At 62.4% G+C, this 13,883-nt stretch carries 12 protein-coding genes; 9 read left to right on the top strand and 3 right to left on the bottom strand.

The annotated features are described in order from the left end of the window. Positions 1–22: 22 nt before the first annotated feature. The gene (locus U367_RS0108555; protein ID WP_028616574.1) at positions 23–937 is read right to left on the bottom strand and encodes a LysR substrate-binding domain-containing protein; all 915 of its coding nucleotides are present in this window, start codon (positions 935–937) and stop codon (positions 23–25) included. Between the two features lie 99 nt (positions 938–1,036). After that, positions 1,037–1,318, bottom strand: coding sequence for a hypothetical protein (locus U367_RS1000000131550; protein ID WP_134743041.1), 282 nt, complete (start codon positions 1,316–1,318; stop codon positions 1,037–1,039). On the opposite strand from U367_RS1000000131550, the gene U367_RS0108550 reads away from it, so the two are divergent. From U367_RS0108550 to U367_RS0108510, 9 genes are all read left to right on the top strand, one after another. After that, a complete protein-coding gene (locus U367_RS0108550; RefSeq protein ID WP_028616573.1) occupies positions 1,317–2,879 on the top strand; it encodes an ABC transporter substrate-binding protein in 1,563 nt (520 codons plus the stop codon). The genes U367_RS1000000131550 and U367_RS0108550 overlap by 2 nt on opposite strands. 2 nt (positions 2,880–2,881) lie before the next feature. Beyond that, positions 2,882–3,823 (top strand): ABC transporter permease, encoded by a 942-nt coding sequence (locus tag U367_RS0108545; protein WP_028616572.1) that lies wholly within the window; start codon positions 2,882–2,884, stop codon positions 3,821–3,823. Then, positions 3,820–4,698 (top strand): ABC transporter permease, encoded by an 879-nt coding sequence (locus U367_RS0108540; protein ID WP_028616571.1) that lies wholly within the window; start codon positions 3,820–3,822, stop codon positions 4,696–4,698. The genes U367_RS0108545 and U367_RS0108540 overlap by 4 nt, the downstream gene beginning before the upstream one ends. Continuing rightward, complete coding sequence (locus U367_RS0108535; RefSeq protein WP_028616570.1) at positions 4,695–6,338, top strand: ABC transporter ATP-binding protein; 1,644 nt, start codon at positions 4,695–4,697, stop codon at positions 6,336–6,338. Before U367_RS0108540 ends, U367_RS0108535 begins: the two co-directional genes overlap by 4 nt. Positions 6,339–6,450: 112 nt before the next feature. Then, positions 6,451–7,704, top strand: coding sequence for an OprD family porin (locus U367_RS0108530; RefSeq protein ID WP_032864160.1), 1,254 nt, complete (start codon positions 6,451–6,453; stop codon positions 7,702–7,704). Between the two features lie 130 nt (positions 7,705–7,834). Then, entirely contained in the window at positions 7,835–8,953 is a 1,119-nt protein-coding gene (locus U367_RS0108525; RefSeq protein WP_028616568.1) for a succinylglutamate desuccinylase/aspartoacylase family protein, read from the top strand. Positions 8,954–8,980: 27 nt separating this feature from the next. Continuing rightward, entirely contained in the window at positions 8,981–10,174 is a 1,194-nt protein-coding gene (gene rocD, locus U367_RS0108520) for an ornithine--oxo-acid transaminase (protein ID WP_028616567.1), read from the top strand. After that, positions 10,171–12,825: an aconitate hydratase AcnA gene (acnA, locus tag U367_RS0108515; protein WP_028616566.1), complete on the top strand. Its 2,655-nt coding sequence runs from the start codon at positions 10,171–10,173 to the stop codon at positions 12,823–12,825. Before rocD ends, acnA begins: the two co-directional genes overlap by 4 nt. Further along, entirely contained in the window at positions 12,818–13,531 is a 714-nt protein-coding gene (locus U367_RS0108510; RefSeq protein WP_028616565.1) for a transporter substrate-binding domain-containing protein, read from the top strand. Before acnA ends, U367_RS0108510 begins: the two co-directional genes overlap by 8 nt. Here U367_RS0108510 and U367_RS0108505 read toward each other — a convergent pair. Next, positions 13,517–13,879, bottom strand: a complete 363-nt coding sequence (locus U367_RS0108505; RefSeq protein ID WP_028616564.1) for an NUDIX hydrolase — start codon at positions 13,877–13,879, stop codon at positions 13,517–13,519. The two genes, U367_RS0108510 and U367_RS0108505, sit on opposite strands and share 15 nt — an antisense overlap. Positions 13,880–13,883: the final 4 nt, after the last annotated feature.

Raw genomic sequence — 13,883 nt, 5'->3', positions numbered from 1 at the left:
AAACGCTCGGCAAAAGGGTGGATCAACGGCTGCGGTGCACCAGCCGGGAGTAGGAAATCAGCATGCTGGTGAGTTCCTGGCTGACCCCGGTGAGGGGCGCGGAACGACGGCTGATCAGGCACACATCACGGGGTGCCAGGGGTTCTTCGATGGCGATGGTGGTGAGTGCGCTGGAGAACAGCTTCATCCCCGGCAGCATGCGTGGCTCGATGGTCAGGTAATCGGTTTCCGAGACGATGTGCAGAGTTTCCAGCAGCGAGTCGGTGGTGATGGCGATCTTTGGCGGTGCCAGGCCCTGGGTGCGGAACAGTTGGACCAGACGGTTTTCAGCGCCGCCGATCACGCCGGTGGAGCGCACGCTGATCCATTGGCAGTCCACCAGTTCCTGCACCGACTTGGCCTGGGCCAACGGGTGGCCTTTGCGCGCAATGATGCCGGCGCTGGAGCTGTAGAGGCGGTCGATGGACAGGTCGATGTCGGTAACGTTCGGCGCCAATGGACACAGCACGAAATCCAGGCGGCCATCGCGGACTTTTTCCACCAGGCCCTTGGTGGTGCCGCTGGCCACGTGCACCTGGATGCGCGGGAAGCGCTGGGTGAAGTTGCTCAGCACCGGCACCAGCAGTTCGGCCAGGGGTTCGGATGTCACACCCAGGTCGATATGGCCTTCGGGCTCGCCTTTCCAGGGTTGCAGGTCGAGCAGGGCGCGTTCGCAGTCGAGGGTGATGGAGCGCGCGCGCACGAGGAAGACTTCGCCAGCCGACGTCAGGTTAATGCCTTGGTTCGAGCGTTGCAGCAGCACCACGCCCAGTTCCTTTTCCAGGGTCTGGATTGACTGGGTCAGGGTGCTTTGCGCCACGTCCAATTGGCGTGCGGCAGAGCGGAAGCTGCCTTTTTCGACCACGGCACAGAATGCGCGAAGATGGGTGAGAGTCATTAAGGACTGCCTCAGGTTTCAGCATTTAAACCATTGAATGCCCGCCAGCTTATCTGATGGCTCCAGGTGCGCACAGATCGGTTTAGCCGATCAGGTTCATTATTTTTGAACGCATGCAAACGGCTCCAGACCCTGGTTTTTCGGTAGGCTGGAGGCAAGTGAGGACAGGCTCGGCAGGTGATCGGAAAAGCCGAGCCTGATCACGTGGAGCGTTCTTCTCAAGCTTGCCGCGTGAAGAATAAGATCGGTCCAGGAACATTCGCCAACCGTGAAGGCGACTAAAACAACAACAACTCTCCAGGTGTTCGGCCGTGCCTCTTTTTGGGTCCTGCCAGCGTCCGAACCCCATGCGTAAGGAACATTTAAGGTGCAGTTATCCATGAACAAGACTCTTATCCTGGCGGGCGCCTTGTCTGCGGCGCTGGTGGGCACTGCTCACGCTGAAAGTGTATTGAAGGTGGCGCTCAACGCTGACATCCGCAGCACCGATCCGGGTGTGAACCGTGACACCAACTCCGACGCCGTGATCATGCACATCACCGAAGGGCTGGTAGCCTTCCGCGAAGATGCTACCGTCGGCCCGCTGCTGGCCAAGGACGTGCAGGTGTCCGATGACGGCCTGCGCTATACCTTTCACCTGCGCGACGGGGTGAAGTTCCAGAATGGCAAGGCATTGACCTCCGCTGACGTGCTATGGACCTGGAAGCGCTTCCTCGACCCCAAGACCCAATGGCGCTGCGCCCCTGAATTCGATGGGCATGGCGGTGCGAAGATCGTCGACATCAGCGCCCAGGACCCCCTCACCGTGGTCTTCACCCTCGACAAGCCCAATGGCCTGTTCCTGACCAGCACCGCGTTGCCTGAATGTGGCGGCAGCGGCATCCTGTCTGCAGACTCGCTCAACGCCGACGGCAGCTGGAAGACCCCGGTCGGCACCGGCCCGTTCCAACTGGGCGAGTGGAAGCCTGGCCAATACGTCGAGCTGCTGCGCAACCCCAACTACACCCCTCGCGACGAAAAAGAGCCGGACGGCTACACCGGCAACAAGTCCACCAGCCTGGACCGCGTGCGCCTGCTGGTGATCCCGGACCCGGCCGCCGCCAAAGCCGCGTTGTTGTCGAAAAACGTCGACCTGCTGATTGATGTCACCCCGCTGGACGCGACAGAACTGGCCGCCCATTCCGGTGTGCGTGTGACCTCCAGCGGCACCATGTCAGTCAATGCATTGCTGTTCCAGACCCGCGATCCGCTGCTAAAAGATGTACGTTTGCGCCAGGCCATCGCCCATGCCCTGGATTCGGCGCAAATTGTCGAAGCTTTGACCGGTGGCCGCTCCAAGGCCAACAACTCGATGGTCGCCAGCGGCAGCCATTACCACACTGCCGTCGAAGACCAGGGCTTCACCTTCGACCCGGCCAAGACTGCGCAACTGCTGCGCGAAGCCGGCTACAAAGGCGAACCAATCAAGCTGATCGTCAACAAACGCTATGCGGCGATCTTCGACATGGGCGTGTTCGTGCAGGCCATGGCCAAGGCCAGCGGCATCAACCTGGAACTGGAAACCCTGGAGTGGGGCACGCAGCTTGAGCGCTACCAGAGCGGCAACTACCAGATGATGGCGTTCCCGTACTCCGAACGCCTCGACCCGGCCCTGAGCTTCGATTCAATGACTGGCGACAAGGACAAGGAGTCGCGCAAGGTCTGGGACAACCCTCAGGCCCGCGAGTGGCTGCGTGAAGCCCAGCGCGAAGGCGACATCAGCAAGCGCCAGGCGCTGTTCGATCAACTGCACCAGCAGATGATCAAGGATGTGCCGATGATCCCGATGTACAACGGCAACGCGATTGCCGCCAGCCGAGATTACGTCAAGGGCCTGCGCACCTGGCCGGTGTCCAAGCCGCGCCTGTGGACTGTCAGCGTCCCCGCCGCCGGGAGTAATTGAGGATGTTCCGTTTTATCTCCCAACGCCTGGCGATGTCGGTGCCCACTTTGCTGCTGATCTCGCTGATGGTGTTCGCGATCATCCGCCTGGTGCCGGGTGATCCCGCGTTGCTGATGCTTGGCGACATGGCCGACGCCCACAGCCTGGAAGTGGCGCGATCGTCCCTGGGGCTGGACCAGCCGTTGCCGGTGCAGTTTGTGATCTGGCTCAAGGCGGTGCTCAGCGGTGACCTCGGGCATTCGATCACCACCAATGAGGCGGTGTTGCCGCTGATCCTGGATCGGTTCCAGATGAGTGCCGGGATTGTCTTGGTGTCGGTGTTGTTGGCGGCCTTGATTGCAGTGCCGGCGGGTTTGCTGTCGGCGTGGAAGCAGGACAGTGCGCTGGACTTCGGCGTGGTGTCGACGGCGACGCTGTTGCTGTCGATCCCCAGCTTCTGGCTCGGCTTGCTGTTGCTGTATGCCTTCGGCATCAAGCTCGGCTGGTTGCCGGTGGTGGGTTACGTGTCGTTCGGCCAATCGCCGTGGCAGGCCTTGAGTTTCATCGTGCTGCCGATTGTCACCCTGACGTTGGTGGAGCTGGGTGCGATCACTCGGATGGCGCGGGCCAGTGCGATCGAAGTGCTACGCCTGGAATACATCACCCATGCGCGGGCCAAAGGCTTGTCGGAGCGTGCGGTGCTGTGGCGCCATGCGCTGCGCAACTCGTTTGCACCGACGCTGACCCTGATCGGCCTGATCCTCGGCAACCTGCTCAGCGGCATCGCCGTGCTGGAAACCGTGTTCACCCTGCCGGGCATCGGCCGCCTGATGGTCGACGCCATCTACGCCCGGGATTACCCGGTGCTGCAGGGCTGCCTGCTGCTCGTGACCTTTGTCTATGTGCTGGTCAACCTGTTGGTGGACCTGCTGTACCCGCTCTTCGACCCCAGGGTTAAGTTATGAATAAGCCACTGCCTGTTGCACCCGAGGTGATGTTGCCTGCGCCGGTGCGTGCCCCCAGGGCCTGGCGCGTGCCGCCGTTGAACGCGCTGATCGGTGCGTTCCTGTTGGGCTTGCTATTGATCATGGCCGCGCTCGGCCTGGTGTGGACGCCCCACGACCCGCTGGCGCTGAACTTGCTGGCGCGCTTGCAGGCGCCGACCGCCGCGCACTGGTTGGGCACTGATGAATATGGCCGCGATGTGTTGAGCCGCCTGATGATCGGCGCGCACACCAGCCTGTGGGTGAGTGTGCTGACGGTGAGCATGGCGATTATCGCCGGCACCTTTCTGGGCTTGCTGGCCGGTTTCCTGCGCGGCTGGGTCGACCGTGGCTTGATGATGATCAACGACGCGTTGCTGGCGTTCCCTGGGATCCTGTTGGCGCTGGGGTTGATGGCGATTATCGGCCCGAGCCTATATGGCATCGTGTTCGCCCTGAGCCTGGCGTACACGCCGTCGGTGGTGCGCGTGGTGCGCGGTACGGTGCTGTCGCTGCGGGAGAAGGAGTTTGTCGAAGCGTCGCGGGTGATCGGCAACTCTGAGCTGTACACCATGCTGCGCCACATCGCGCCGAATTGTGTGGCGCCGGTGTGTGTGCTGGCTACCAGCATGTTCGGCTGGGCGATTCTCGCGGAAAGCTCGCTGAGCTTCCTCGGCTTGGGCGTACCGCCACCGGCAGCCACCTGGGGCAACATGCTTGCGGCCAGCCGGCCGTATATCGCCACGGCCAGTTGGCTGGGGTTGTTTCCCGGTGTCTGCATCGCCATGGCGTTGTTGGCGTTCAACCTGTGTGGCGACGCCTTGCGTGACCGCCTTGATCCACGGATGAGTAAATGAGCATGCCTGACGTACTTTTGGCCGTCGATCACTTGAAAATCCGCATCGGCACTCACGGCCCGCTGGCGGTCAATGACCTGAGCTTCACCATCGCCCCCGGCGAAATTGTCGCCTTGGTGGGGGAGTCCGGCAGCGGCAAGACCATGGCCGCCCGCGCCGCCATCGGCCTGTTGCCGCCGCCGCTGGAACACTGTGGCGGTCAGGTCCGCTTCCAAGGCCATGACCTCAACAGCCTCAAGCCCGAGCAATTGCGCGAGCTGCGCGGGGCCAAGATCGGCATGGTGTTCCAGGAACCGATGGTGTCGCTGAACCCGTCCATGAGCATCGGCGAGCAAATGGCCGAGGGCCTGCGCCTGCACACCAAACTGACGGATGAGCAGATCCGCGAACGCAGCCTGGAGATGCTCGGCCATATCGGCATCAAGGACGCCGAGCGTTGCCTGACGGCGTTCCCCCACGAGTTCTCCGGCGGCATGCGCCAACGCATCATGCTTGCGTCGGTGATGCTGCTGCGCCCGGCGCTGCTGATTGCCGATGAACCCACCACCGCGCTGGATTGCCTGGCGCAGCTGGACGTGTTGAAGCTGATGCTCGACCTCACCCGCGAGCAGGGCACGGCGATTCTGTTCATCAGCCATGACCTGTCCCTGGTGGCGCGCTACGCCCACAAGGTGGTGGTAATGCGTGAAGGCCGCGCAGTGGAGCAGGGCACCATTGAACAGATCCTGCTGGCACCCAAGGCCGAGTACACCCGGCAGTTGCTGGAGGCATTGCCGCGTCGCGGGGTACTGGCGGCCTTGCCCCAGGCCGACGGCCCGTTGCTCACGGTCAAGGACGTGTGCATCGAACACCCCGGCCCGCGCAGCCTGTGGGGCCGCACCGCGTTCAAACGCGTGGTGCACTCGGCCAACCTCTCCATCGCACCGGGGGAAACCCTGGCGCTGGTGGGCGGCAGTGGTTCGGGCAAGACCACCCTGGGCCGCGCCATTGTCGGCCTGAATAAAGCCTGTGCCGGTGCCATCGAGTTTGAGGGCGTGGACATCCTGAAGTCGGGCAACCGCGAACATCGACTGCAATGCCAGATGATTTTCCAGGATCCGTACTCGTCCCTCGACCCGCGCATGAAGATCGGCGACATCCTCGCTGAACCGTTGCGTCACGTGCCTGGCATGAGTGCCGAGCAGAAGCGTGAACGGGTCACCAAGACCTTGCTGGACATCGGTTTGGCCGAGCAGTTTGTCGAACGCTTCCCGCACCAGTTGTCCGGTGGTCAGCGCCAGCGTGTCGCTATTGGCCGCGCACTGGTGCGTCACCCACGGTTGGTGATCGCCGACGAGCCGATCTCGGCGTTGGACATGACCATCCAGAAGCAGATTCTGGAACTGTTCGAACGCCTGCAGGCGCAATACGGCTTTGCCTGCCTGTTCATCTCCCACGACCTGGCGGCGGTGGAGCGCATTGCCCACCGGGTCGCGGTAATGAGCGAGGGCAGGGTGGTGGAAATGGGCGCCCGCGATGAAATTTTCGACCGCCCGCAACACCCTTACACCCGCAAGTTGCTGGCCGCCGCCAGCCCTTTGGAGAAACTTGAAAACGGTGGCTACCGCATCCGCCAAGGCCCCGTACCGCTAGCGCTGTAGCCCAGGACTGACGTCACCCGCCGCGCAAATCCCGGATTTGCGCGAACGGCGAAGCCATGTCCGAAGAACAATAAAAAAAACCCAACCATGACACTGCCAGGAGCTTAAAAAAATGAAAAAATCCCTGACTCAACTCATCACCGGCGTTGGCGTCGTGAGCAGCGGGATGATCCCGTTCGCCGCCCATGCCGACTTCATCAAGGACAGCAGCGGCACGCTGGAATTGAAGAACTACTACTTCAACCGTGACTACCGTGAAGAGGCTAGCCAGTCGGTGCGCGCCGAATGGGCCCAGGGTTTTCTGCTGGGGATCAAGTCGGGTTTTACCGATGGCACCGTGGGCTTTGGCCTGGATGCCATGGGCATGCTTGGCGTGAAACTCGACTCCAGCCCGGACAAATCCGGCACAGGCTTGCTGCAGCGCGACAGCGACAAACGCGCTTCCGACAGCTATTCCAAACTCGGCGTGACCGCCAAGGCCCGCTTCGCCAAGAGCGAAGTGCGCATGGGCTACCTGGTGCCGGACCTGCCGACCCTGCAACCCAACACCAGCCGCCTGTTCCCGCAATCCTTCAGCGGTACGCAACTGGTGTCCAACGACATCAGCAACCTGAAGATCAGCCTCGGCCAACTGGACCAGGCCAAGGACCGCGACTCCACCAATTACGAAGACATGAAGCTGACCACCATCAGCAAGGTCTACAAAAGCACGGCCCTGAGTGACCAGTTCCGTTTCGCCGGCGGTGATTACTCGCTGACGCCCAACACTTTGCTCAGTTACCACTATGCCGAGCTGGACAGCATCTACCACCAGCAATACGGCGGCTTCAAGAACAGCTTCGGCCTGGGGCCGGGCAATCTGAAGACCGACGTGCGCTACTTCAAGGCCGACAAGGACGGTGCGGGCCTGGCCGGTAACGTCGACAACCGTGCCTTGAGTACACGCCTGACCTACCAGTACGGCGGCCACAGCATCGGCGGCGGCTTCCAGCAGCAGTACGGCACCACGCCGTTCACCTACCTGGATGGCTCCATCAGTTACTTGTTTACCGAGTACCAGTTCACCAACTTCACCCAGACCAAGGAGCGCGCCTGGCATGCGCGCTACGACTACAACTTCGCCGACCTGGGCCTGCCGGGCCTGTTGTTCGGCATCAAATACGCCAAAGGGGATTCGGCTGAGGTGATCGGCTTCAACGGCGAAGGCCGTGAATGGGAGCGCGACCTGGACATCAGCTATGTGGTGCAGACCGGCCCGTTCAAGGGCGTGTCGATGCGCTGGCGCAACGCCCTGGCCAAGGGCAACTTCTACAACGACGTCAACGAAAACCGCGTGCTGCTGGGCTACACCCTGGCGCTCTGGTAACCACGGGCGGGGCGGCCTGGGCTGATCGGTTTTGCAGATCAAGATAGCCCCGGCCGCCCTTACAGGCGATCACCCGGTCTCGTTAGTATTTTCCCAAGTTCTGTCACTCGAATATCGAGACTTCTGCGTTATGAAACTTAATCAGCATCCCTTGCTGCAAGCGACACAAGGCACCCACCGGCACGTGGAAAGTGAGCATTACGGTGCAGTGGGTGCCGGTCGGAAAATCTATATCCAGGCGGCGCTGCATGCCGATGAAACCCCGGCGATGCTGGTGGCTACGCACCTGCGCCAGCAACTGACGGCGTTGGAGAATGCCGACCGCCTCAACGCGCAGATCGTACTGGTGGCCGTGGCCAACCCGGCCGGCCTGGGCCAATACATCCTGGGCGCGCCCAGTGGCCGCTTTGAACTGGGCAGCGGGCGCAACTATAACCGTGGATTCCCGGTGCCTTACCAGGCCATTGCCGAGAAAATCGAGCACCGGCTCGGCCAGGACATCGACGTCAACCGCACGCTGATCCGCCAGGCCTGGGGTGAATGCCTGCGCGCCGCCCAGCCGATGGATGAATACCAGTCGCTGCAGCAGACTCTGATGCTGCTGGCCCACGATGCCGACATCGTCCTCGACCTGCATTGCTCCCGCGAAGCGGCAATGCATCTGTATACCGGCGAATCGGTGTGGCCGACCATCGAGCCGCTGGCCCGTTACATTGGTGCTGAAGCGACCTTGCTGGCGACTGATTCCCAGGCCAATTCCTTCGATGAAGCGCTGTACCTGCTGTGGGTCAACCTGCGCGAGCGTTTTGGTGCGCGTTTCCCGATCCCGGACAGCAGCATCGCGGTGACGGTCGAGCACCGTGGCCAGCGTGATGTGACCTACGAACTGGCGGAACACGACGCCACTGCAATCATCGATTACCTGACCTACCTCGGCGCCATCGATGGCACCCCGTGTCCTTTGCCGGCGCTGCGTAGCCCGGCCACGCCGCTGGCGGGCAGCGAGCAGTTCTACGCACCGAGTGCCGGGGTGCTGGTGCACCGTGCGGCGGTGGGTAGCCGGATCGAAGCAGGGCAGGCGCTGTTCGATATCGTCGACCCCCATAGCGGCAAGACCGTCACGGTCAATAGTCACAACACCGGTGTGCTGTACATGCGCCGTGATGTGCGTTTTGTGAAGCCGGGCGACCCATTGGGCCGCGTTTCCGGGGCTACACCGATTCGCAGCGGCAAGCTGCTCAGCGCTTGATCAGATATCTACTAGGCAGGACTCTCCATGCACGCCAACCCGGCAATCACCCTCGAACACCAATTCTGCGCCCATAACTATTCGCCACTGCCGGTGGTCATCGTCAAGGGCGAGGGCGTCTGGGCCATTGGCGATGACGGCAAGCGCTACCTGGACATGATGTCGGCCTATTCCGCCGTGAGCCACGGCCATGTGCACCCGCGCATCCGCGCCGCCGCAGTGGCGCAGATCGACAAGATCAGCGTGGTGTCCCGTGCCTTCTACAGCGAGCCGCTGGGCAATTTCCTCAAAGCGTTGTGCCGCATCAGCGGTTTCGATTCCGCGTTGCCGATGAACAGCGGCGCCGAAGCGGTGGAGACCGCAATCAAGGCGGCGCGTCGCTGGGGCTATCGGGTCAAGGGCATCGCCGCGAACCAGGCAAAGATCGTGGTGGCCGACAACAATTTCCACGGACGCACCTCAACCATCGTCGGCTTCTCATCCGAGGCGGATTACAAGGCCGACTTCGGCCCGTTCTGCAACGGTTTCACCGAGGCACGCTTTGGCGATATCGAGAGTTTCCGCCAGGCGATCACGGCTGACACGTGCGCGGTGTTGATCGAACCGATCCAGGGTGAAGCGGGTATTCGTGTGCCGCCAGCCGGGTTCCTGTGCGAGTTGCGAAAACTGTGCGATGAGACCAATACCTTGCTGATCCTCGATGAGATCCAGTCGGGCCTGGGCCGTACCGGCAAGTGGTTTGCCTTCCAGCATGAAGGCATTCGCCCGGATGCGCTGATCCTCGGTAAAGCGCTGGGCGGTGGGATCATGCCGGTGTCGGCGTTTTTGGCGGATCACTGGATCATGGACCTGTTCGATGCCGGCAGCCACGGCTCGACCTTCGGCGGCAATCCGCTGGCCGCCGCCATTGGCCTGGAAGCCCTGAACGTACTGGAGGACGAAGGCCTGATCGACAACAGCGCGCAGCTCGGCCATTACCTGGTGGAACGCCTCAAGGCGATGAATGCCCCAGCGATCCTTGAGATCCGCGGGCGTGGGTTGTGGGTCGGTGTGGAGCTGGATCGTGATGCCCGGCCGATCTGCGAAGCCCTGCTTGCCGAAGGTTTGCTGACCAAGGAAACCCACGAAAACGTGCTGCGCATCGCGCCGCCGTTGTCCATCACCCGCGACGAACTGGATTGGGGCCTGGCCCGTATCGAACAGGTCTTTGCGCAGCTATGAATGAGCCGATCAACCATCTGCGCATCGACGGGCAGCGCTACGCCTATATCGACCTGTATAAACTGCTGACGCCTGCGCAATTGCACCGTCTGCCGTATTCACTGCGCACCCTGCTGGAAAACATCGCCCGGTGCGCCCCGGCCTCATTACCTGCCGTGCTGGCGCGCGCCACAGGCGAAGGGCCGGACTGCGAGGTGCCATTCCAGCCCAATCGCCTGATGTTCCACGACACCACATGCCTGCCGGCACTGGCGGACTTTGCCGGGATGCGCGATGTGGTGGCGGAGCTGGGCGGTGATCCGACGGCGGTGAACCCGGCCATTCCGGCGGTGCTGACCATCGACCATTCGGTGATTGTCGAGCACTACGCCGAAGCGGGGGCGGTTGAGGCCAACCTGGATATCGATTTTCGCCGCAACAGTGAGCGCTACCGTTTTATCAAGTGGGCTCAGGCCAGCCTGGACAACTTCAAGGTGATCCCGCCGGGCACGGGGATCATCCACCAGATGAACATGGAGTCCATCGCGCAGGTGGTGTGGGAAAGTCCCGCCGCTGACGGCGGCGTGCTACTGCACCCGGACTGCATGGTCGCCACCGACAGCCACACGCCGATGATCAATGCCATCGGTGTGTTGGGCTGGGGCGTGGGCGGGCTGGAAGGGCAGGCGGCAATGCTGGGCGAACCGGTGCCGATTCCGTTCCCGCAGGTGGTGGGGATTCGCGTGAGCAACGCCTTGCGTCCCGGCGTAACGGCGACAGACCTGGCGTTGACCGTGACCGAGTTGCTGCGTCGACGCAACATGGTCGGCAAGTTTGTCGAGTTCACCGGGCCGGGGTTGGCGTCGTTGAGTTGGGCGGCGCGAGGCACGGTGGCGAACATGGCGCCGGAGTATGGCGCGACAGTGGTGTTTTTCCCGTTTGATGACGAGACCTTGTCTTACCTTGAATTGAGCGCGCGCCCGTCGGCGCTGCTGGCCAAGGTCTCGGCCTATATGGCGGCGCAGTCGTTGTGGCGTCAAGAAGGGGAACCCGAGCCGCGTTTTGATGAATTGATCGAGCTGGACCTGGCGCAGGTGGAACCGAGCGTGGCCGGGCCGCATCAGCCCCATCAGCGTCAGTCGCTGGCGGCGGCCGGTGCTTCGTTTCATCAACACGTGCAAGGCGAGGCCGGGCAGCTGTTTTTCGAGCCATCGTTTGAGGCGCCGCTGACCCACGGCGCGGTGGTGATGTCGGCGATCACCAGTTGCACCAACACCGCCAACCCGGCGCAGATGATCCAGGCCGGGTTGCTGGCGCGTAATGCAAGGGCACGTGGCGTGGGGCGCAGGCCGTGGGTGAAGACCTCGCTGTCGCCGGGCTCGCGGGTGGTCGCGGACTATCTGGAAGCGGCAGGTTTGCTGAAGGATTTTGCTGCGCTGGGTTTTGACCTGGCGGGCTTTGGGTGCATGACCTGCATCGGTAACTCCGGCAGCCTGGAGGCGCATGTGGAGGCCTTCGCCGAGCAGGGGCTCAGGGGCGTGGTGGTGCTGTCGGGTAATCGCAATTTCGAGGGGCGGGTCAACCCGAAAGTCCCGGCCGGCTACCTGGCATCGCCCGCGCTGTGCGTGGCGTATGCGATTGCCGGGAGCATCGACATCGACCTGTCCAGCCAGCCACTGGCACTGGATACCCAGGGCAGACCGGTGTACCTGCATGAACTGATGCCCAGCGACGCCGATGTGTCGGCGCAAGTCTCTGACGTAGTGCGGCCGGCGTTGTTCCAGCAACGCAGTGAACTGCTCTGGCAGGGCACGCATCACTGGCAGGCGCTGGAAGCCGATGGCAGCGTGCAGTTTGCCTGGCATCCCGACTCCACCTACCTGCGCCGCCCGCAGTACCTGGCGGATGTTCAGGCGTTGCCGGCGACGCGCTTATCGGTGTGCAACGCCAGGGTGTTGGCGGTGTTGGGCGATAACGTCACCACCGACCATATCTCCCCGGCGGGTACTATCCCAGCGCAGAGCCTAGCCGGTGCCTGGCTGCGTGAAAGGGGCGAGGCCGAGGCGGATTTCAACCAGTACTCGACCCGGCGCAGCAACCACGAAGTGATGGTGCGCGGCGCCTTTACCAACCCGCGGCTGAACAACCTGTTGGACCCGACGCAAGCGCCGCGTCCAGGCGTGTGGGCGTGGAACGCCGACCATACGGACTATCAGCCGCTGTATCTGGCTGCGCAAAGTTACGTTGGTACGCCTACGGTGCTGTTTGCCGGGATTAACTACGGCGCTGGCTCCAGCCGCGATTGGGCGGCCAAGGTCCTCAGTTTGCTGGGCATCAAGGCGGTGGTGGCGCGCAGTATCGAGCGTATTCATCGCAGCAACCTGATCGGCATGGGGGTGTTGCCGTTGGTATTCAACGAAGGCGAGACGGTGCAGGACTTGGCACTGGACGGCAGCGAGCGCCTGACCTTCCTCGGCCTGGATAACCTGCAGGTGGGCGAAAACCCGATCACCCTGCAGATCGATCGCGCCGACGGTGGTCTCACCCAATGCAGTTTGGTATTGCGCCTCGACTCGCTGCAAGAGCTTGGTTACCTTGTGCACGGCGGCGTGCTGCCGTTTGTGATCCGCAAAACCGTGCAACGGACCCGCCAAGGAGCGCTCGATGATTGACCCCCGCGTACTGCAACAATTGGCCCCCGATGGCGTGCTGCGTGCCGCCATCAACTTCGGCAACCCGGTGCTGGCGCAACGCGGTGCGAACGCAGAGGCCCAAGGCGTTTCCGTGGCGCTGGCCAAGACGCTGGCTGCAGAGCTGGGTGTCGAGTTGGAGCTCATCACATTCGAGGCGGCGGGTAAGGTCTTCGCCGCCTTGTCCGAGGACGTCTGGCGCGTGGCGTTCCTAGCTATCGAGCCGGTGCGTGAAAAGGAAATAGCCTTCAGCGCGCCGTATGTAGCGATCAAGGGCACGTATCTGGTGGCGGCGGACTCACCGTTCACCGACGTTGCCCAGTTGGACGCACCGGGCCGACGCATCGCCGTCGCCCAGGGTGCGGCGTACGATTTGTACTTGAGCCGCACCGTCGAGCATGCCGAGTTGGTACGCGCGCCGACCTCGGCCGCAGCGGTGGATTGGTTTATCGAACAAGGCTTGGATGCGGCGGCAGGGGTGCGGGACTTCCTGCAAACCCAGGTCACTGCGCAATGGCGCTTGGTGCAGGACGATTTCATGACCATCCGCCAAGCCATGGCCGTACCGGTGGCGCACGCAGCCGCTGCCGCGTTCGTCAGGTCCTTTGTCGAACGGCAGAAAGATAATGGCGGGGTGAAGCGAGGTCTGTTGGCCAGTGGCCAAAGCGCCGAACTACAGGCGACGTAGGAAGGATTTAACGATGCGTCGGGTGGCTTCGGTGGTGTCCAGATCATCCATGGCGCCATAGGGGTGCCACTGGCAGTCGATTATTTCATTGCAAGGTTTTGCATCGGCGATGTTCACCACCGACGCTTCGAACACGTGATGGACAGTGTCGCGGGCTTTCAACTCCTGCAAGTACAACAAGCCGTCCACATTCAATCCGGTTTCTTCTTCCAGCTCGCGTTCAGCCGCGCCAACCGGTCGCTCATTGCGTTCGACCTTGCCGCCCGGCAACGCCCATTTCGATCTGGCCTTGCGCACGAAGAGGATATGCCCCTCGTGTTCGCAAATGACCGTGGCCCGTATTTTCATCGTC

The organism is Pseudomonas canadensis (assembly GCF_000503215.1).
Taxonomy (GTDB): Bacteria; Pseudomonadota; Gammaproteobacteria; order Pseudomonadales; family Pseudomonadaceae; genus Aquipseudomonas; species Aquipseudomonas canadensis.
Note: the sequence above shows the minus strand (reverse complement) of the source record. Positions and strands in the feature narration are given on the sequence as shown.

Excerpts from the sequence above, each read along its gene's own strand:
- U367_RS0108530 (WP_032864160.1), top strand. The coding sequence starts at position 6,451 with ATGAAAAAATCCCTGACTCAACTCATCACCGGCGTTGGCGTCGTGAGC.
- U367_RS0108535 (WP_028616570.1), top strand. The coding sequence starts at position 4,695 with ATGAGCATGCCTGACGTACTTTTGGCCGTCGATCACTTGAAAATCCGC.
- U367_RS0108540 (WP_028616571.1), top strand. The coding sequence starts at position 3,820 with ATGAATAAGCCACTGCCTGTTGCACCCGAGGTGATGTTGCCTGCGCCG.
- U367_RS1000000131550 (WP_134743041.1), bottom strand. The coding sequence starts at position 1,318 with ATGGATAACTGCACCTTAAATGTTCCTTACGCATGGGGTTCGGACGCT.
- U367_RS0108555 (WP_028616574.1), bottom strand. The coding sequence starts at position 937 with ATGACTCTCACCCATCTTCGCGCATTCTGTGCCGTGGTCGAAAAAGGC.
- rocD (WP_028616567.1), top strand. The coding sequence starts at position 8,981 with ATGCACGCCAACCCGGCAATCACCCTCGAACACCAATTCTGCGCCCAT.
- U367_RS0108505 (WP_028616564.1), bottom strand. The coding sequence starts at position 13,879 with ATGAAAATACGGGCCACGGTCATTTGCGAACACGAGGGGCATATCCTC.
- U367_RS0108525 (WP_028616568.1), top strand. The coding sequence starts at position 7,835 with ATGAAACTTAATCAGCATCCCTTGCTGCAAGCGACACAAGGCACCCAC.
- U367_RS0108545 (WP_028616572.1), top strand. The coding sequence starts at position 2,882 with ATGTTCCGTTTTATCTCCCAACGCCTGGCGATGTCGGTGCCCACTTTG.
- acnA (WP_028616566.1), top strand. The coding sequence starts at position 10,171 with ATGAATGAGCCGATCAACCATCTGCGCATCGACGGGCAGCGCTACGCC.
- U367_RS0108510 (WP_028616565.1), top strand. The coding sequence starts at position 12,818 with ATGATTGACCCCCGCGTACTGCAACAATTGGCCCCCGATGGCGTGCTG.
- U367_RS0108550 (WP_028616573.1), top strand. The coding sequence starts at position 1,317 with ATGAACAAGACTCTTATCCTGGCGGGCGCCTTGTCTGCGGCGCTGGTG.